This window comes from Pseudomonas sp. TH07 (assembly GCF_016651285.1).
Lineage (GTDB): Bacteria > Pseudomonadota > Gammaproteobacteria > Pseudomonadales > Pseudomonadaceae > Aquipseudomonas.
This window is the reverse complement of sequence record NZ_JAEKED010000001.1, coordinates 7218654-7237511: the sequence shown is the minus strand read 5'-3', so window position 1 is coordinate 7237511 and position 18858 is coordinate 7218654. Positions and strand designations below refer to the sequence as shown.

The 18858-nt window shown below is 60.5% G+C and carries 20 protein-coding genes and 1 pseudogene; 11 read left to right on the top strand and 10 right to left on the bottom strand.

Going from position 1 to position 18858, the window contains the following annotated elements; all coding sequences use genetic code 11:
* Positions 1-352 precede the first annotated feature (352 nt).
* A complete protein-coding gene (gene fadD1 / locus JFU57_RS32990; protein ID WP_078470916.1) occupies positions 353-2044 on the top strand; it encodes a long-chain-fatty-acid--CoA ligase FadD1 in 1692 nt (563 codons plus the stop codon).
* A gap of 61 nt (positions 2045-2105) precedes the next feature.
* Here the strand turns inward: fadD1 and JFU57_RS32985 are convergent, their stop codons facing one another.
* The gene (locus JFU57_RS32985; RefSeq protein WP_078470915.1) at positions 2106-2483 is read right to left on the bottom strand and encodes a hypothetical protein; all 378 of its coding nucleotides are present in this window, start codon (positions 2481-2483) and stop codon (positions 2106-2108) included.
* 210 nt (positions 2484-2693) lie between these two features.
* Here JFU57_RS32985 and JFU57_RS32980 point away from each other — a divergent pair, with 210 nt between their 5' ends.
* The 3 genes from JFU57_RS32980 (at position 2694) to def (ending at position 4551) form a co-directional block, all read left to right on the top strand.
* Positions 2694-2885 (top strand): CsbD family protein, encoded by a 192-nt coding sequence (locus JFU57_RS32980; RefSeq protein WP_010208215.1) that lies wholly within the window; start codon positions 2694-2696, stop codon positions 2883-2885.
* 176 nt (positions 2886-3061) lie between these two features.
* Positions 3062-4009 (top strand): YihY/virulence factor BrkB family protein, encoded by a 948-nt coding sequence (locus JFU57_RS32975; protein ID WP_078470914.1) that lies wholly within the window; start codon positions 3062-3064, stop codon positions 4007-4009.
* A 2-nt stretch (positions 4010-4011) separates the two neighbouring features.
* The gene (gene def, locus JFU57_RS32970; RefSeq protein ID WP_201132046.1) at positions 4012-4551 is read left to right on the top strand and encodes a peptide deformylase; all 540 of its coding nucleotides are present in this window, start codon (positions 4012-4014) and stop codon (positions 4549-4551) included.
* Between the two features lie 81 nt (positions 4552-4632).
* On the opposite strand, the gene JFU57_RS32965 is transcribed toward def, so the two are convergent.
* The 3 genes from JFU57_RS32965 to gstA form a co-directional block, all read right to left on the bottom strand.
* Positions 4633-5454, bottom strand: coding sequence for a class I SAM-dependent methyltransferase (locus JFU57_RS32965; RefSeq protein ID WP_201132045.1), 822 nt, complete (start codon positions 5452-5454; stop codon positions 4633-4635).
* Positions 5455-5510: 56 nt separating this feature from the next.
* Entirely contained in the window at positions 5511-5948 is a 438-nt protein-coding gene (locus JFU57_RS32960) for a GNAT family N-acetyltransferase (RefSeq protein WP_078470911.1), read from the bottom strand.
* Positions 5949-6277: 329 nt separating this feature from the next.
* On the bottom strand, positions 6278-6880 hold the full coding sequence (gene gstA / locus JFU57_RS32955; protein ID WP_078470910.1) for a glutathione transferase GstA: 603 nt from the start codon (positions 6878-6880) through the stop codon (positions 6278-6280).
* A gap of 103 nt (positions 6881-6983) precedes the next feature.
* Between gstA and JFU57_RS32950 the strand changes: the two genes are divergently transcribed.
* From JFU57_RS32950 to JFU57_RS33775, 3 genes and pseudogenes are all read left to right on the top strand, one after another.
* The gene (locus tag JFU57_RS32950) at positions 6984-7853 is read left to right on the top strand and encodes a LysR family transcriptional regulator (RefSeq protein WP_078470909.1); all 870 of its coding nucleotides are present in this window, start codon (positions 6984-6986) and stop codon (positions 7851-7853) included.
* A 491-nt stretch (positions 7854-8344) separates the two neighbouring features.
* A pseudogene (locus tag JFU57_RS33780) lies at positions 8345-9070 on the top strand (PAS domain-containing protein); the annotation flags it as partial.
* A gap of 54 nt (positions 9071-9124) precedes the next feature.
* Complete coding sequence (locus JFU57_RS33775; protein WP_371106516.1) at positions 9125-9664, top strand: methyl-accepting chemotaxis protein; 540 nt, start codon at positions 9125-9127, stop codon at positions 9662-9664.
* A 58-nt stretch (positions 9665-9722) separates the two neighbouring features.
* On the opposite strand, the gene JFU57_RS32940 is transcribed toward JFU57_RS33775, so the two are convergent.
* From JFU57_RS32940 to JFU57_RS32925, 4 genes are all read right to left on the bottom strand, one after another.
* Positions 9723-10232 (bottom strand): hypothetical protein, encoded by a 510-nt coding sequence (locus JFU57_RS32940; RefSeq protein WP_078470908.1) that lies wholly within the window; start codon positions 10230-10232, stop codon positions 9723-9725.
* A 177-nt stretch (positions 10233-10409) separates the two neighbouring features.
* Positions 10410-11153 (bottom strand): NAD-dependent epimerase/dehydratase family protein, encoded by a 744-nt coding sequence (locus tag JFU57_RS32935; RefSeq protein ID WP_078470907.1) that lies wholly within the window; start codon positions 11151-11153, stop codon positions 10410-10412.
* Positions 11154-11194: 41 nt separating this feature from the next.
* Positions 11195-11815: a glutathione S-transferase gene (locus JFU57_RS32930; RefSeq protein ID WP_201132044.1), complete on the bottom strand. Its 621-nt coding sequence runs from the start codon at positions 11813-11815 to the stop codon at positions 11195-11197.
* Between the two features lie 77 nt (positions 11816-11892).
* Positions 11893-12339 (bottom strand): PACE efflux transporter, encoded by a 447-nt coding sequence (locus JFU57_RS32925; protein WP_201132043.1) that lies wholly within the window; start codon positions 12337-12339, stop codon positions 11893-11895.
* Positions 12340-12472: 133 nt separating this feature from the next.
* On the opposite strand from JFU57_RS32925, the gene JFU57_RS32920 reads away from it, so the two are divergent.
* Positions 12473-13381: a LysR family transcriptional regulator gene (locus JFU57_RS32920; RefSeq protein WP_201132042.1), complete on the top strand. Its 909-nt coding sequence runs from the start codon at positions 12473-12475 to the stop codon at positions 13379-13381.
* A gap of 13 nt (positions 13382-13394) precedes the next feature.
* On the opposite strand, the gene JFU57_RS32915 is transcribed toward JFU57_RS32920, so the two are convergent.
* A complete protein-coding gene (locus JFU57_RS32915) occupies positions 13395-14426 on the bottom strand; it encodes a LacI family DNA-binding transcriptional regulator (protein WP_078470904.1) in 1032 nt (343 codons plus the stop codon).
* Positions 14427-14642: 216 nt separating this feature from the next.
* Here JFU57_RS32915 and JFU57_RS32910 point away from each other — a divergent pair, with 216 nt between their 5' ends.
* On the top strand, positions 14643-15176 hold the full coding sequence (locus tag JFU57_RS32910) for a gluconokinase (protein WP_078470903.1): 534 nt from the start codon (positions 14643-14645) through the stop codon (positions 15174-15176).
* 82 nt (positions 15177-15258) lie between these two features.
* Entirely contained in the window at positions 15259-16611 is a 1353-nt protein-coding gene (locus JFU57_RS32905; protein ID WP_020295741.1) for a GntP family permease, read from the top strand.
* Positions 16612-16701: 90 nt separating this feature from the next.
* Here JFU57_RS32905 and alaC read toward each other — a convergent pair whose 3' ends face one another.
* Positions 16702-17916 (bottom strand): alanine transaminase, encoded by a 1215-nt coding sequence (alaC, locus tag JFU57_RS32900; protein ID WP_020295740.1) that lies wholly within the window; start codon positions 17914-17916, stop codon positions 16702-16704.
* A 245-nt stretch (positions 17917-18161) separates the two neighbouring features.
* Between alaC and JFU57_RS32895 the strand changes: the two genes are divergently transcribed.
* The gene (locus tag JFU57_RS32895; RefSeq protein ID WP_201132041.1) at positions 18162-18824 is read left to right on the top strand and encodes a LysE family translocator; all 663 of its coding nucleotides are present in this window, start codon (positions 18162-18164) and stop codon (positions 18822-18824) included.
* The last annotated feature ends 34 nt before the right edge of the window (positions 18825-18858 follow it).

Sequence of the window (18858 nt, the reverse complement as noted above, 5' to 3'; positions counted from 1 at the left end):
CGTTCGCCATTCTCTGCGGGCAAGCCCGCTTCTACCTGCACTGCGGTAGAGGCTGGCTTGCCCGCAGTCCGTTGTGCCAGGCGCAAAGCCGCGGGCCAGAGCGGATTCTCGACTTATAGAATTTTTGCTCTAAAAATGACCGTTCGGTTTTTATTAGTCACCAATGTGACTGGTGATGCCTTGCTTGGCTCTAGTCGGCCTTTGGCAAAGCTGCTACTCTCGGCGCGCTTTGTGACTTCTCGGCCTAGGTAAAAGCCAGACTCACCAACAAAAGACACCTGTAAAAAACCCAGACAAATAATAATCGCATCAAATGCGGTGATGAATTCGCGTTGCTGAGGAGTGGGCTTCCATGATCGAAGACTTTTGGAAGGATAAGTACCCAGCTGGAATTGCTGCCGAGATCAATCCAGACGAGTACCCGAATATTCAAGCGGTGTTGCAGCAGTCCTGCCAACGTTTCGCTAACAAACCGGCCTTTAGCAACCTCGGCAAGACACTCACCTACGGTGAGCTGTACGAATTGTCTGGGGCCTTTGCCGCGTACCTGCAGCAGCATACCGACTTGCAGCCCGGCGATCGAATTGCCGTGCAGTTGCCCAATGTCCTGCAATACCCGGTCGCGGTATTCGGCGCCATCCGCGCTGGGCTGATTGTGGTCAACACCAACCCGCTGTACACCACGCGGGAAATGGAACACCAGTTCAATGACTCGGGGGCCAAGGCCCTGGTCTGCCTGGCCAACATGGCGCACCTGGCCGAAGCGGTCGTGCCCAAGACCGGCGTCAAGCATGTGATCGTCACCGAAGTGGCGGACCTGCTGCCGCCGCTCAAGCGTCTGCTGATCAACAGCGTCATCAAATACGTGAAGAAGATGGTCCCGGCCTATCACCTGCCCAAGGCCGTCAAGTTCAATGACGTGCTGAGCAAGGGCCATGGCCAGCCGGTGAAGGAAGCCAACCCGGCCAGCAGCGACGTTGCCGTGCTGCAATACACCGGCGGTACCACCGGCGTCGCCAAGGGCGCGATGCTGACCCACCGCAACCTGGTGGCCAACATGCTGCAGTGCAAGGCGCTGATGGGGTCGGACCTGAATGAAGGTTGCGAGATCCTGATCACTCCGCTGCCGCTGTACCACATCTATGCCTTCACCTTTCATTGCATGGCGATGATGCTGATCGGCGGCCACAACATCCTGATCAGCAACCCGCGCGACCTGCCGGCGATGGTCAAGGAACTGTCGAAGTGGAAGTTCAGTGGTTTTGTCGGCCTCAACACCCTGTTCGTGGCGCTGTGCAACAACGAAGCGTTCCGCAAGCTGGACTTCTCGGCCTTGAAAGTCACCCTGTCCGGCGGCATGGCCTTGCAGCTGGCGGCGGGCGAGCGTTGGAAAGCGGTAACCGGCTGCCCGATCTGCGAAGGCTACGGCATGACCGAAACCAGCCCGGTGGCCACGGTCAACCCGAGTCAGAATATCCAGGTCGGCACCATCGGCATTCCGGTGCCCTCGACCCTGTGCTGCGTGATCAACGATGCGGGCGAAGAGTTGCCCCTAGGGGAAATCGGCGAGCTGTGCGTCAAGGGCCCGCAGGTGATGAAAGGCTACTGGCAGCGCCAGGACGCCACCGACGAAGTCATGAGCAGCGAAGGCTGGCTGAAAACCGGTGACATCGCGCTGATCCAGCCAGACGGCTATATCCGTATCGTCGACCGCAAGAAAGACATGATTCTGGTCTCCGGTTTCAACGTCTACCCCAACGAGCTGGAAGACGTGCTGGCAGCGTTGCCAGGCGTGTTGCAGTGCGCGGCGATCGGTATTCCGGATGAAAAGTCCGGGGAAATCATCAAGATTTTCATCGTCGCCAAGCCGGGCGTGACCCTGACCAAAGAGCAGGTGATGACCCACATGCGCGCCAACGTCACCGGTTACAAGGTGCCCAAAGCCGTGGAGTTCCGCGATGCGTTGCCGACCACCAACGTGGGCAAGATCCTGCGTCGCGAGTTGCGTGATGAAGAATTGAAGAAGCTCGGCTTGAAAAAGTAAGCCGAAGGCTGCATGAAAAAGCCCCGCAGAGGCGGGGCTTTTTTGTGGGCGCTGCCCAGGTTTACAGCTGGAACTGGGCGAAGTCCACGCCGGTGCCTGCCGGGCGCACGTCCTTGAGCAACGAATCCTTGTCCGCGCTCAGCTCAAGGCTCAGGGCCGCTTTGCGCTTGCCCTCGTTGCGGATCACCAGGCCTTCGAGTTTTTCCCGCAGGAACACCGTCGGCACCTTCAGGTGCAGCAGTTGGTCGGTGCCTGGGTTGTGCAGCAGCAGGTGCACCCATTCGTACTGACCGATGGCCAGGCGGCTGACCGGGATATCGAACCACCAGATGTTCTTGTTGCGGTTCAGCTCCGCGAAGTGGCAGTTGTTGACGCCCAGTACTGCACCGCCCAGTTCCTGGTTTCTGCGCGCAATGGCCAGCTTTTTATCGAGTTTCATAACATTCCTACGGGATTGGATCTTCAGCGCACAGCCTGAATACGTTGCGCATTCTCATGGGTTGGCCGGCAAACATAAAGCGCTACCTGCCCGAGCGGCGAAAAATACGCCTGTCGATGGTGCTAAAAAATAATTGAAACTCTGCGCAACGCTGGCGGGTCAATCCTTACGTAATGACCAAAACCCACTATTGTTCTTCGGAGAAATACCATGGGCAGCACAGCGGATAAGGCAAAAGGTTTGGCTAACGAAGCCGTCGGCAACATCAAGCAAGGTGTCGGCAAAGCGACCGATAACACCAAGCTGCAGACGGAAGGCAAAGTGCAAGAGAAGAAAGGCGAAGCCCAGCAAGCAGTGGGTAAAGCCAAGGATGCAGTCAAGAAAACCATCGACAAGGCCTGACAGTTCGGGCGGCTCGATGCAGTAAGACGGCCATCCAAGGATGGCCGTTTTTTTGTCGGCCGCCGCGTGGGCCAATGAATCGAAATGGTTCAAAGTCGCCAACTGGGCTAATTTGATGTAGAAAACGGCCTCTGAGTCGCCACCGACCCCGACCTTTTGCGGCGAAAGGAGACGCTATGATTTTCCCCCATTTGAAAGGCCTGTCCCTGCAGCGTGTGCTAGTGCGCACGGTGAAAGAGTTCGTCGACGACGAAATGTCGACTTACGCCTCGGCACTGGCCTACCAGATGCTGTTTTCACTGTTCCCTTTCATTCTGTTTCTGATCGCGCTGATCGGCTTCCTGCATCTTCCGGACTTCTTCAGCTGGCTGCGCCTGCAGTCGGAACTGGTGCTGCCGCCCCAGGCCCTGGAGCAGGTCAACCCGGTGATCGACCAGCTACAGCAATCCAAGGGCGGGTTGCTCTCGGTGGGTATCGTCATCGCCCTGTGGACCGCCTCGGCGGGTGTGCGGCTGATGATGAGCGCAATGAACGCCGCCTACGACGTGGTTGAGGGGCGGCCGATCTGGAAGCGCTTCCCGCTGTCGATTTTCTACACCATCGGGATTGCCGGCATGCTCCTGGCTGCGGCGGCGCTGATGGTGCTGGGGCCGCAGGTGATGGCCTGGATTGCTGGGCAAGTCGGGCTGGAGGACTTTATCGTCACCGTATGGACCATCCTGCGCTGGCCGGTGATTGTGATCCTGATGATGGTCGCCGTGGCCCTGATCTATTACGTGATGCCGGATGTGAAGCAGGAATTTCGCTTCATCACCCCGGGCTCGGTGCTGGCGGTGGTGGTGTGGATCGTCGCGTCGCTGGGCTTTGCCTTCTACGTAAAGACCTTCGCCAACTACAACGCCATGTATGGCAGTATCGGCGCGATTATCGTCCTTCTTTTGTATTTCTATATTTCCTCGGCAGTGCTGTTGCTGGGCGCGGAAATGAACGCGGTGATCGAACACATGTCGGCCGAAGGTAAAGACCCTGGAGAAAAGGTTCCCGACGAGCACGACTCCCAAAAACAACATGTTTCGGGACTGGGCCGGGACCACTCGCTCAAGCCGGACACTGATGAAGCCTGACCATGATTCGTGAAATTCTGAAAATGGGCGATGAGCGCCTGCTGCGCATCGCCCCACCGGTACCGCCCGAGATGTTCGACAGCGCCGAGCTCTGGCAACTGATCGACGACATGTTCCAGACCATGGAAAGTGTTGGCGGGGTTGGCCTCGCGGCGCCGCAGATCGGGGTCGACCTGCAACTGGTGATCTTTGGTTTCGAGCACAGCGAGCGCTACCCGGACGCCGAGGCGGTCCCGCAGACCATCCTGATCAACCCGTTGATCACCCCGCTGGGTCCTACCCTGGAAGAGGGCTGGGAAGGGTGCCTGTCGGTACCCGGTTTGCGCGGCGCGGTGCAGCGTTATCAGCACATTCGTTATGAAGGTTTCGACCCCAAGGGCGAACCTGTGGTGCGCATTGCCTCGGGCTTTCATGCTCGGGTGGTGCAGCATGAGTGCGACCATCTGATCGGGCGGTTGTACCCGTCGCGGATCGATGACTTCAGCAAGTTCGGCTTCACCGAGGTGATGTTCCCCGATCTTGAGCCCGGTTCGGACGAGTGAGCTGAAAGAGGGGATGCCCCTTGGCTGACCAATCCTCCCTCTTGCCGCCGGTGCCGGATCTCCCGGCCCCGGCGGTGTCGCTTACTTGGCTGGTTTGATAAAGCGCAGGGTCATGCGATCCGATTCGCCGATCGCCAGGTAGCGAGCCTTGTCCTGTTCACCCAGCTTGAATGACGGGGGCAGGGTCCAAACCCCCTCCGGGTAATCCTTGGAGTCCTTGGGGTTGGCATTGATCTCGCTCTGGCCATCCAAGACAAAACCGGCATCAGTGGCCAGTTGCACCACATAGGCCGTGGTCAGGTAGCCGCTGTGCTTGATGTCTTCCAGGGAAGCCCCGTCTTTAGCCCGATGATCGACCACCCCCAGCACGCCGCCCGGTTTCAATACCTTGAAGAACGCCTGGAACATGCTGGGTGCGGTATCGGCCATGACCCAGTTGTGCACGTTGCGAAAGGTCAGCACTGCATCGGCCGAGCCGGGTTGGCCCAGTACCGGGGCCTTGGGGTCGAATTCGACGAAGCGCGCCTGGGCATAGTGCTCGGGGTCGGCGGCGAATTTCTGCCGCAGGCTGTCCGCTGCCTTCTTGAAGTATTCACCACTGGCCGGCGCTTGCAGGGCCGCAATGTAGTGCCCCTTTTGCTTGAGCAAAGGGGCCAGGATCTCGCTGTACCAGCCGCCGCCGGGAGTGATTTCGATCAGGGTCTGTTGCGGGCGCAGGCCGAAGAACTGCAAGGTCTGTTGCGGATGCCGATAGACATCCCGCGCCGAGTTGGCCGGCGCGCGCCAACTGCCGGCCAGGACCTGAGCATAGTGTTGCGAGGTGACCGGGGCGTTTTCGGCGCCATGGCTGACGGCGGGGAGCAGCAGGGCAGTGAGGGATAAGGCCAGAAGCGTGGGTTTCATGTCGGGTCCTGAGAGGGGGCGGTTTGCCCCGAGGCTAACACGCAGTCCCTGCGGCCTTATGTGACCAAATCTTCAGTGCTGCTAACCAACGGTTCTATGCCCATGGCGATCATCGCCTTGTTGCGCCGGTAGCGAACCAGGCGCTCGGCCATGGCCTGGGGCAGGACCGAAGTGCAGGCAAAACCCATGGCTTCATACAGGCCTTGCAGGTCCGGATGACAGAACAGCCACAGCGGCCCGTCGAGTGGTGCCCTGGCCTGGGCCACCAGTTGCCTGGCGATGCCTTGCCCGCGGTAATCCGGGTCGACAAACAGCCCCGTCAACCAATAACCCTTCGACACCTTTTTTACACTCAGCCCGCCGACTATGGTTTCGTCTCGTGCGACCCAGAGCTCTCCATCGCTGGCGCGCATGGGCGAGTCATGGTCACGGTAAAACTTGTTCAGCAACGGCCGCAGGTCGTCGCTTAACTGGCTGATTTGAACGCTGGGCATGGGCTTTTCGGGTCGGGTTGCAGGAGGGCGCGCAATTATAAAGGACTTCGCTCGCACTATAGGTGGTATACCTCAAGGTCTATCCCGCATCAGTGGAGTGTGCATCATGTCCAAAGGTATGAACTCAAAGAAAAGCGTGAAGAAAAAACCGGCTAAAACAGCGGATGAAAAGCGCGCGGACAAGAAAACCAAGAAAACCGAAGTGAATGTTTTCGGTCATTGATTGCACTTGATGAAGCCCGCCTGGCGGGCTTCATACTCTTTTATCCACTGCCTGTTATCGCCCTGCCAGTTTCCCCCCCCTTCGCTAAAACCTTCTGCGCACGCTGTTACGCCAGTTCCACCGCCAGCGCGGCCTTGACTGAGGCGCGCACCTCGATCCGTGCCTGAAAACGCGCCAGTGCTGGCCATTGCCCCAGATCGATGGCAAAGCCCAGGGTCCAGCGCAGCACGGTAAACAAATAGGCATCGGCTACGCTGAAATGGCTTCCCAGCAAGTAGTCCTGCTGCTCCAGTCGCTGATTCAGCAGGTCAAGGCGTTTGAACAACGTGTGGCGCAACAGCGTTTTGGCTTCTTCGCCAAGCTGAGTGCTGAACAGCCAGCCCAGGCCACCGTGGACCTCGCTGGAAATGAAGTTCAGGTCCTCCTGCAGGCGCACCCGCTCCCAGCTGCCATTGGCCGGGGCCAGGCCTGCGTCGGGCTTGAGGTCGGCCAAGTACTGCAAGATCGCCGGCCCTTCGGTCAGCACCTGTCCGTTGTCCAGTTGCAGGGCGGCCACGTAGCCCTTGGGGTTGATGGCGAGAAAGTCCGCGCCATCGGCAGTGAGCTTGCTGTGGTTGTCGACACGGATGGCGCGAAACGGCAGCTGCAGTTCACGCAGCACGATATGGGCGGCGAGGGAGCAGGCTTGCGGAGCGTAATAGAGCTTCATCGAGTGCACTCAGGGGGAGGGGGCGTTTGAATTAGTGTCATAGTCCTGGGTGCTCTGGGTAAAATTAATCTTTCAGAAAACTCCCATAAGGTCAGCTACTGGCATGATGAACCTGATGCATTGGCGGCTGTTGGTGGCGATCGCCGACAGCGGCAATATCACCCGCGCCGCGGAGCAGGTGGGCATGACTCAATCGGGCGCCAGCCAGGCCCTGGCGCTGGTGGAAGATACACTCGGGGTGCAGCTGTTCACCCGGGAAAACCGCCAGACCCTGCCCACCGCGATCGGCTTCCAGGTGCTGGAGCAGGCGCGGCTGATGCTCGCGGCATTGCAGGCCATCCGTGAAACCGCGGAGCAGGCGCGGCCGATTCAGCGCGGCAGCATCCGTCTGGCCAGTTTCCCCATGGTGCTGGCGACCTTTCTGCCGCCGTTGCTGCGTCGTTTCAACCAGCTGTACCCGGGCATCCAGGTGCTGGCGCTGGAGGTCAGTGATGATGAGGTCGAGGCGCTGCTCGCTGCCGGCCTGACGGATGTGGGCGTGGTGCTCAATCCGCCTGCTGGAGGCCAGGCGCGATTGCTGGGGCTCGACAGCTGGGTGGCGGTGCTGCCGGTCGGCCATGCTTTGGCCCGGCGTTCGAATGAACAGGGCCTGGCCCTGGCGGAACTGGTGGCACAACCCTTTGTACTGGCCACGGGCGGCTGCTCGGTAAACGCCCGGAGCCTGGCGCTGGACGCCGGGCTCGCGCTGGCGGATGTGCGCGTCGAGGTCCGTGAGTGGAACAGCGCCTTCACCCTGGTTCGCGAGCAGGTCGGGGTCAGCCTGGTGCCCCAGAGCACCTTGCCCGACAACCGCCAGGGTCTTCGGGTGTTGCCCTTGAGTGTGCCGATCGATCGCCGCTTTGCCCTGGTGCCGGCGCCGGGGCGGCCACCTTCGTTAGCGGTACAGGCATTGCTGGACATGCTCGACGGTTGATCCGCCACTAATGGCTGACCTTTAGTTAGTTTGCGAAGGGTTTTAGAACCTGGAGAAAGTTGCCAATACTGGCTGACTAATGGCCTTGCGCGGTTGCCATGCCTGTCTATGCTCAGCGCTAATGGTTTATGTCGATCGCCATATCAACCGCTTGTTTTAGGCATCAGCCGGCATGTAACCGTTATGAAACAAAGCGCCTGAATACGTGAACAGCCTCAAGAGTGCGCAACTAAGGCACCGGGATCTGACGGAGTTTTTATTAAATGGAGTTATTTGCAATGTTGGGTTGGGCCCGGAAACGGGCCATCAAGAAAAGGATGGCTTGATAAGAGCGTTGCTCTATGGACACTCCGATTAAACATCATTTATCACCTGACACACTCTCTCCCGTGGAGCGAGACGCTTGCCATGTTCAAGGAAACAATGTGGTGGATCAATTGAAAGACTTGGAACTTCCGTCAATCAAAAGACAGCGTTAAAGGTGATACAACATGTTTAATTTACATCACAAGTCTGACCTGCTTGAAATTGAACGATTTACCTGTGCGCTGACCGAGGCCAAAGCCAAGTTGGCGGCGATCAGCCGTTCCATGGCGATGATCGAGTTCTCCCCCGATGGCATCGTCCTCGACGCCAACGAACACTTTTGCCAGACCATGGGCTATACCGCTGACGAAATTCGCGGCAAGCACCATCGGATCTTTTGCGAAGAAGAGTTCTACCGCAGCGAGGAGTACGCCAAGCTCTGGCGCGATCTGGCGCGCGGTGAGCCCATCAGCGGGACCTTTCTGCGCCTCGACAAGCGCGGCCACGAGATCTGGCTCGAAGCCAGTTACATGCCGGTGCTGGGCCCCGACCGGCAGGTGCAGAGCGTGATCAAGGTGGCGGCGGACATCTCGCAACGAATCCACACCGAACATGAAAACCAGAGCCTGCTCAACGCCATCGGCCGGTCCATGGCGGTTATCGAGTTTTCCCCGGACGGCAAGATCCTCACCGCCAACGAGAACTTCCTGAAGACCATGGGCTATTCGCTGAACGAGATCGTCGGGCAGCACCACAGCATGTTCTGCCATCGCGCCGAAGCCGAGTCCCAGGCCTACAAGTTGTTCTGGGCTTCACTCAATCGCGGCGAGTACCACTCCCACCGCTTCGAGCGGGAAAACAAATACGGCCAGACCGTATTCCTGGAGGCGTCCTACAACCCGCTGTTCGATGCCAAGGGCCGCCTGTACAAGGTGGTCAAGTTCGCCAGCGACATTACCCAGCAGATGAACACCTTGCAGACGGCTGCCGACTCCGCCCATAGCACCTCGGTACAGAACGACGCCTGCGCGCAAAAGGGCTCCAAGGTCGTGCAGCAGACGGTGCAGATCATCGAGGAGATCTCCCGGGACCTCAACGAAGCTGCGCGCAGCATTGACGCGGTGAGCAAGCAGTCCGACATCATCGGCACCATTGTCCAGACCATCCGCGGCATTGCCGACCAGACCAACCTGCTGGCGCTCAACGCGGCGATCGAGGCGGCCCGGGCCGGCGAGCACGGGCGGGGCTTTGCCGTAGTCGCGGATGAGGTGCGCAGCCTGGCGGCGCGGACCAGCCAGGCGACCCTGGAAATTGTCGAGGTGGTGCGCAAGAACCACGATCTGTCCCTCAGCGCGGTGACCAGCATGCAATCAAGCCTCAGCCGCACCGGGCTCGGGGTGGAGCTGGCGAACGAGGCCGGTTCGGTGATCCTGGAAATCCAGCAGGGTTCGCGGCATGTGGTGGATGCCATCAGCCAGTTCAACTCGACCTTGCAGCTGCAATAGCGCGCGGCGGCACATAAAAAAGGGTTCCCGAGGGAACCCTTTTTCAATGCAGCGACTATTACAGCGCAGCGAGAAACTTGTCCGCGACTTGCGGCGTGGTCACGCTCTCGGCTTTCTCGGTCTGCGCCAGCTTCATCTTGTCTTCGATGCGCTGGGCAATTTCCTTGCCGATGGCCAGTTGCTGCTCCGGTGGCATGCTCTTTATGTCGTCTTCGGTGATGCCCAGTTCCTTGAGGATGCTGTCGCGCATCCGCTGCTCGGGGCTTTTGCTCATGTAGTCCTTGAAGTCGGTCATCGCGGCGCTTTGGGTCGCGGTGGTGGCTTCAGGCGTGGTGGTGGTCGGCGGGGTGGCCTGCAGCAGTACGCGGGTCTTGGCGAACGCCGCGTCGACATTGTCGGTCACGGTGTTGCTGGCCTGTTGCGTGGCCTGGGAGGCCTGGAACGTCGCGGCGTTCTGCACGTTTTGCATCATGCCGCTGTAAAGAGCGCTGGCGGCAGCCGTGGTCGGGTCCATATCGGATCGCTGGGTGGGCTGCACCGCGATATCTTTCTGTGCGTTGACCAACATGATTGGGCACCTGGTGGTAATGGCTATGCTGGGTAACAAGCAATTTACATACCGATAAACCCAGTCCTTATATATCAAGGGCTTGTGTGACTTTCGCGGTCCTGGCCAGGGCCAGGGCGGACAAGCCTTGCCGCTTTGCGGCAGCTGCCAGGGGCAATGGCCGCCGCGTGCAGATGGTCAGTAGCTGATGCCGATTCCGAAGTCTTCGGCAAAGGCATCATCCTGCGGCTGATAACCGAGGACCCGGGTGGTCTCGCTGAGGTCCAGGCGCTTGAAGCGGTTGTTGGAGATGCCATGACCGATCAAGTGCTGAACCCCCGGAGTTTCTACCGAACGTTGCAGCAGCTGCACCGCGTCCCGCGGGCTCAACCAGGCGCTCAAGTCACGGGTGGTGGTCAGCTCGTGGTGTTCGGGGAACTCGAAAGCGCCGATGCGCAGGGCAATGCACGACAAACCGCGCTTGGCTGAATAAAAGGCACACAGCGCTTCGCCGTAGCATTTGCTGACGCCATACAGGTTGGCCGGCATCACCGGCATGCCCGGAGTGATCTGGCGGTCCACCGGGTAGCCTTCGATGGTTTGTGCACTGCTGGCGAACACCACGCGCTTGCAGCCGGCGGCCACCGCCGCTTCGAAGAGGTAGGTGGTGGCCAGGATATTGTTGGGCAGCAACTCGTCGAAGGACGCCGTGGCGTGGGGGATGCCGGCCAGGTGCACGATCACGTCGATGCCCTCCAGCAGCGACCCGATGGCCTGGGGATCGGTCAGGTCCAGGCGCAGGAAGCGGTGGGGTGCCGCGACCTCGAAATCCGCCTCGATGCGATCGGTGAGGGTGAAGCGGTAGCGCTCGCGGGAGGCCTGGAAAAAGGTTTTGCCAATCCTGCCGCAGGCACCTGTCAGCAGTACGTTGAGTCCGTTCATGAAAGTCTCTTTTTGTGGTTTTGCGAGGGGGCTGCGCCGCTTTACGGGATGCCGTTGCAGCCATGGAGCCGGAAACCCGGGCGTTGCCCGAGACGTTCGTAATACGCCATGACCGCGGGGTAGCCGGGGCGGGTCATGGGCGTCATCAGCCAGCGATTGACCGACAGCCCGAGCACGATATCGGCCAGGCTGAAGTGCGCGCCCGTGACATAAGCCCCGGTGGCCGCCAGTTGTTGTTCAAGAATCGCCATCTTGCTGTTCCAGCCTTGAATGCCGGCGGTGATCCGCTGCGGATCCTGGTATTCCGGGTTCTGCCGCACCAGGGCGACGAAGGCGTAGCTCCAGGCCGGATTGAGCTCGGTGGCTTGCCAGTCCATCCATTGCTCGACTATGGCCCGGGCGTGTGGCTCCCCGGGCAGCAGGTCGCTGTGGTGCGCCAGGTAGCGGCAAATGGTGTTGGATTCCCACAACGCGCCGGCGTCATCGATCAGCACCGGCACCTGGGCGTTGGGATTGAGCTGAAGAAACTGCGGGCTGTGGGTCGATTGAAAGCCGCTGCCCCAGTCTTCACGTTCGTATGAAAGATCCAGCTCAGAGCAGGTCCACAGGACTTTCCTGACATTGATCGATGAGGCTTTACCGAGAATCTTGCGGGTACCCATAACGCGTCCTTGGCAGTGCGTGGCTCCCGGAATTTACCAGCGTCGGAGCGCTGTTGTCTGTTGCTTACGGTTGCGCCTCAACTGGCCTGCTGGGGTGTCGGGTCCGGCAGGGCCGAGGTGGGCAGGCCGAACACCCGATCGAACAGCCAGTTGAAGGCAAAGGCGTAGCACGGGATAAACAGGATCAACGCCAGGTCGAGCAGGAATGCTTGCGCCAGGCTGATGTTCATCCACCAGGCGATCAACGGAATCAGGAACACGATCAACGTCAATTGGAACCCCACGGCGTGGGCAATGCGCCGTTTGACCGTACGCGTACGGGATGGCTGGCGACTTTCCCAGCGCTCGAACAGGCTGGTGTAGATGAAGTTCCAGGTCACGGCGATGCTGGTGATGACCACCGCCAGGGGCCCGGTACTGTGGGGCGAAGTGCCGGACAGCAGGGCCAGGGCGAGGGCCGAAAAGGTCATGCCGAACACTTCGAACAACGCCACATACACCAGTTTGCGCTTCACGCCTTGCATGGTTTTTCCTCTGTTTCAAATGCATCAGGCCAGCCTGTTGGCTACGGGTGGCTGGCGAAGGGCGCAAAAGATAGCTTCAATATGCCTGACAGAAAAAGTCAGTAGCTTTCAGTTTTTCTGATAGGTTGCGTCGATGAATTTCTCCAGTGACAGCATCCAGTTGTTTCTCGCCGTGCTTGAGCGCGGCTCGTTTTCCGCCGCTGCCCGGTCCCTGGGCAAGGTGCCTTCGGCCGTGAGCATGGGCATCGCCAACCTTGAGGCCGAGCTCGGTTATGCCTTGTTCGATCGCAGCCACCGCGAGCCGGTGCCGACGCCCCAGGCCTTGACGCTGGCACCCCATGCGCGGTTGATCGCCGACCAGCTCAGGCAATTGCAGGTGCATGCCATCGAGCTGTCCCTGGGGTTGGAAAGCCGTCTGTCCATCGCTGTGGTGGATGACCTGGACAAGCGCCGGGTGCTGGCGGCGATCAAGCTGATCGCCGAGCGCTACCCGTTGCTGGATGTCGAAGTGCTGACCGCGCCCCAGGATGACGTGCTGCAGCTTTTGCACAGCGGGAGGGTCAGCGTCGGGGTGGCGTTCGCCGAGCTGGGAGTGAGTGCGCGGCAGTTTTTCCAGTTCGTCGGCAGCGAGCACATGACGGCCTGCGTCTCGGCCCGGCATTCACCCTTTGCCGGCCCGGACGAGCCGCTGTACCTGGAAGAACTGATCCAGTCACGGCAGGTGGTGGTGGCCAGCCGGGACTTGCCGATCAGCGATGGTCGGGCACTGGTGGGCGAGTCGTTCTGGCGCACCGACAGCCTGGCCATGGCCCTGGATATGGTCGAGTCCGGCCTGGGCTGGGGCAATTTTGCGCTGTCGGTGATCGAACCCCTGTTGGCGTCCGGCCGGCTCAAGCGCCTGAGGTTCAAGAACATCGAGAACGGCTTGCTGCTGCCGGTGCACGCGGTATGGCTGAAAAACCAGCCGCTGCAGAAGGCGGCCCTGGCGTTTGTGCAATTGATGAGTGGTGAGGATCCGGCGCTCGACCACTCGCCACGCTGAGGGATGACAGCGCTTAGGTACTTTCCCGCACCCGCAACTCGAATCCCATATCCACCACCGGCTTGGCCACGGTATTGCCGGCCATCAGGGTCAGCATCTGCTCCGCGGCGCGGCGGCCGATGGCTTCGCGCGGGGTGCTGATGCTGCTCAGGCGCGGCACCATGTGCTCCGAGGAGGGCAGGTCGTTGAACCCCAGGATCGCCACCTGTTGCGGCACCTTGATCCCGTGACGCAGGGCTTCGAGCAGCGCGCCCTGGGCCAGGTCGTCGTTGCCGAAGAAGATCGCGTCCACCTGGGGGTGGCTGTGCATCATCTGCATAAACAGCTCGCCACCCAGGCCCACGGAGGACGGGCGCGGGGTCAGCAGTTCGAGGTCCGGGTCATACAAGCCGGCTTTTTGCAGGGCCCGACGAAAGCCTTCGCCGCGCAGCAGGGTGCGTTGATCCAGCTGGGCGCCGATATAGGCCAGGCGCTTGCGACCACGGGACAGCAGGTGTTCGGCAGCGGTTTCGCCTGCGTTCAATTGCGAGAAGCCGACGCAGTTCAGGCCGGCGCCGGGGTCCAGTTCCATCATGTACACGCACGGAATATTGTTCGCCTCGATCATCCGGCGAGCACTCTCGGTGCGGTCGAAGCCGGTCAGCAACAGGCCCCGAGGCTGATAGGCCAGGTAGTTGCGCAGCAGGTTTTCTTCTTCGTCGCGGGAATAGTGGTAGTTGCCGATCAGCACTTCGAAGCCCTTGGGACGCAGCACCTGATGGATGGCTTCCAGGGTTTCGATAAACAGCAGGTTGGACAGCGAGGGCACCAGCACCACCACCGAATGGCCCTGGGCCGAGGCCAGGGCGCGGGCGGCGGAGTTGACCACATAGTTGAGTTCCAGGGCGGCCTGCTGGACTTTTTCCACCAGCTCAGCGGCCACGCTGCTGATGCCACGCAGAGCACGCGACGCGGTGATCGGGCTGACGCCGGCCAGGCGCGCGACTTCATTGAGGGTCGGGCGTCCCGTGGTACGGGTATTTTTATCGTTCTTGTGAGTGGTCATCAGACGGCTTGCCAAACAAAATTCAAGTCACTAAGGTAGCGCTGTCTCGAAACAGCTGCAAATGTGTGAGCGCGGGTTGCCTGACCTGCGCTCTTTGGTTTCGGGGCCTATATACGCGGCAACCCACAAAAATGACAAGAAGGCGTCGGCAGAAACTATTTTTGCACTAGAGTTTCCAAGAGCGAAGGTAGCGCTGTCTGCGTGTTGAGGTGTTACATGAGTCAACCCATCACCGCCCTGGTCATCATGGGCGTTGCCGGCTGCGGCAAGTCCAGTGTCAGTGAGGCCTTGTGCCGGCACAGCGGCGCCACGGCCATTGAAGGCGATACGTTCCACCCTGCCGCCAACATCGCCAAGATGAGCGCCGGCATTCCCCTGGACGACGACGACCGTGCCGGCTGGCTCGACAGCCTGTGCGATGAGTTGCGCCGCGCCCTGGCTGCCGGTCAGATACCGGTGCTGACCTGTTCGGCGCTCAAACGCAAATACCGCGATCGCCTGCGCAGCGCCACGCCGGGCCTGGGGTTTGTATTCCTCGAGCTGACGCCCGAAGTGGCGGCTGACCGGGTATCCCATCGCCCTGGCCACTTCATGCCCTCGACCCTGATCGACAGCCAGTTCGCCACCCTCGAATCGCCGGTAGGCGAGGCCCTGACCCTGGCCCTGGATGCGTCGAACCACAGCGTCGACGAGCTGGCCGATCAAGCCCACCACTGGTGGCTGGAACACGGTTTGAAACTTGCGGTATGAATTCGATCTCAATAGATAGCGCTGTCCTGATGGCTGGCGAATTACCCGCTTTAATAACAACAACAATCAGGAGACACCCCTAATGTTTGGCATGTCCCACGAGACGTTCCTGCTGCTCGATGCAGTGGTCACGGTGATCGGGCTTATCGTCCTGATTACCCAGTTCAAGCTGCACCCGTTCATTGCCCTGATCATCGCCTCGGCCTTTCTCGGCCTGACCTCCGGCATGCCCATCGGCACCATCATCAAAGCGTTTCAGGACGGCTTCGGTGGCGTGCTCGGGTTTGTCGGCATCATCCTCGCCCTGGGCACCATGCTCGGCAAAATGATGGCCGAATCGGGCGGGGCGGATCAGATCGCCCAGACCCTGATCCGGGCGTTCGGCAAGGACAAGGTGCAGTGGGCCATGATGTTCGCCGCGTTCCTGGTGGGCATCCCGCTGTTCTTTGAAATCGGTTTTGTGCTGCTGATTCCCCTGGTGTTTATCGTTGCCCGGCGCACCGGTGTATCGATCATCAAGATCGGCATCCCGCTGCTGGCCGGCCTGTCCGCGGTGCACGGCCTGGTGCCGCCGCACCCTGGCCCGTTGCTGGCGATCGGGGTGTTTGGTGCCGACATCGGTAAAACCATTCTTTACGGCCTGATCGTGGCGTTGCCGACGGCGATCATTGCCGGTCCGATCTACGGCACCTTTATTGCCAAGTACATTCCGGGCCACGCCAACCAGGAACTGGTCGACCAACTGGCCCGCGAGCCGGATTCGGCCGAGCTGCCGAGCTTCGCCATCACCCTGGTGACCGTGCTGCTGCCGGTGTTCCTGATGCTGCTGAAAACCTTCGCCGACGTCGCCCTGCCGGATGGCAACTTCTTCCGCACCTGGATGGACATGATCGGTCACCCGATCTCGGCGCTGCTGCTGGCCTTGCTCCTGTCGCTGTACACCTTTGGTGCGCGCCAGGGCATCGATTCCAAGCGCATTCTCAAGTTGCTGGATGCGAGCCTTGCACCCACCGCCGCGATCATTTTGATCATCGGTGCCGGTGGCGGCTTCAAGCAGATGCTGGTGACCAGCGGCGTGGGTGATGTGATCGGGCACATGGCGGTCAACGCACAGATTTCGCCGATCCTCCTGGCCTGGCTGGTGGCCGCGGTGATCCGCATTGCGACCGGTTCGGCGACCGTGGCCACCATTACTGGCGCGGGCATCGTGGTGCCGGTGGTGGGGATGATCCCGGGCGTCAACCGTGAGCTGCTGGTGCTGGCCACCGGTGCGGGGTCGTTGATCCTGTCCCATGTCAACGACGCCGGGTTCTGGTTGGTCAAGCAGTACTTCAACATGACCGTGGCCGAAACCTTCAAGACCTGGACCGCGATGGAAACCATCCTCTCGGTCGTTGGCCTGATCTTTATCCTGCTGCTGTCGCTGGTGGTCTAAACCACGCTGGCAGCCACTGCCCCGGGTGGTGGCTGCACCGGCACAAAAAAACCGCATCGCTGCGGTTTTTTTGTGGTTGGGGTTCAGGCCTCAGGCGCTTTTACCGACCAGGCCATCGGCGCGGAACATGCCGCGAATACCCCGTACCGCCTGGCGGATACGGTCCTGGTTTTCGATCAGGGCAAAGCGCACATGGTCATCGCCGTATTCGCCGAAACCTACTCCCGGCGAGACACAGACCTTGGCCTCGGCCAGCAGTTTCTTGGCGAATTCCAGGGAGCCCAGGTGGGCATAGGCCTCGGGGATCTTGGCCCAGACATACATCGAGGCTTTCGGGTTCTCGACCATCCAGCCCAGTTCGTGCAGGCCCTTGACCAGTACATTGCGCCGCTGCCGATACTGCTCGGCAATGTCCTTGACGCACTGTTGATCGCCTTCCAGCGCGGCAATCGCCGCCACCTGCAACGGGGTGAAGGTGCCGTAGTCGTGGTAGCTCTTGATCCGCGCCAGGGCGTTGACCAGCTCCGGGTTGCCGACCATGAAACCGATACGCCAGCCGGCCATGTTGTAGCTCTTGGACAGGGTGAAAAACTCCACCGCGATGTCCTTGGCCCCCGGCACCTGCATGATCGACGGTGCTTTCCAGCCGTCGTAGACAATGTCGGCGTAGGCCAGGTCATGCACCACCAGTACGTCGTACTGCTTGGCGAGGGCGATCACCCGCTCGAAAAAGTCGAGCTCCACGCACTGCGCGGTGGGGTTGGACGGGAAGCCCAGGATCATCATTTTCGGCTTGGGGATGGAGCCGCGAATCGCCCGCTCCAGCTCGGCGAAAAAGTCCACGCCTGGAATCAGCGGCACCGAACGCACCTGGGCCCCGGCAATCACCGCGCCGTAGATATGGATCGGGTAGCTCGGGTTGGGCACCAGGACCGTGTCGCCCTGGTCCAGGGTCGCCAGCATCAGGTGCGCCAGGCCTTCCTTGGAACCGATGGTGACGATGGCTTCTTCTTCGGGGTCGATATCGACCTCGTAGCGATCCTTGTACCAGCGAGAAATCGCCCGGCGCAGGCGTGGAATGCCGCGGGACGTGGAGTAGCCGTGGGTGTCTTCGCGCTGGGCGACGGTGACCAGTTTTTCCACGATATGCGGCGGCGTGGGGCCATCGGGGTTACCCATGCTCAAGTCGATGATGTCTTCGCCGCGCCGACGCGCAGCCATCTTCAGCTCGGCAGTGATATTGAACACGTAGGGGGGGAGTCGATCTATGCGCGCAAAGCGGCGCGGCGAACCTTGGTCGGCCATTGTTGCCTCGAAATACGTAAGCGCCCGGAACCGTCCGAGCGACGTTGGCCACTGCGGTGGCCTGCGGCGCTGACGATAAGGGCGTGGCTGGCTGTTTGTCCAGAGGGCGGAGATTATTTTTACGGCGGCGGTCGGGGCATTTGTGAGGCGCGGTGGTTTGCCGCTATAACGTGCACGCTTTTTGCCTTAGCAAGTGGCGCCCCATGATGGGGCCCTGTGTGCAACTGCCTTGAACGGGATGAATGATGGAGTTTACCAGCGGCTTTCTGCTGAGCCTTTCGCTGTGCCTGGACATCGGCGTGGCCAATATCGCGATGATTACCCTGGCCATGCAGCGCGGCTATTTTCAAGGTTTCTGCCTGGGCCTGGGGACCTGTGTCGGCGACCTGATCTATGCCGTACTGGCCCTGGCCGGGATGACCGTGCTGTTGCAGTACGAGAGCGTGCGCTGGGTATTGTGGGTCGGGGGCTCGGCGCTGCTGGTGTACTTCGCGGCGAAAATGATCTATTCGGCGATCCACCACAGTTCGGTGCTGGCGCAGGCGAGTGAGGCGAACAACGGCTCGCCGCGCAAGGAGTTCTTTCGCGGAATTTTCCTGGCCATGTCATCCCCCAGCGCGATCCTCTGGTTCGCCGCGGTGGGCGGCACCCTGATTGCCCGATCCGGGGGTGGCGGCATCGCCAGTTCCGGGTTGTTCCTGGCCGGTTTCTTCTGCGCCGGGCTGGTCTGGACCATGGGCTTGTGCCTGGCGGCGACCCAGGGAGGCAAGTTGCTCGGCGACAAACTGCTGCGCTACTCCTATTTGGCATCTGCGGCGATCTTCTGCTATTTCGCGGTCTACGTGATCCTATCCGGTTACCAGGAGTTTATCGGCGGCGGCGCCCTGGCAGAACTTCCAGCACTCTGACGAAGCAATTCGGGTTTGGCCTCTATACTTGCAG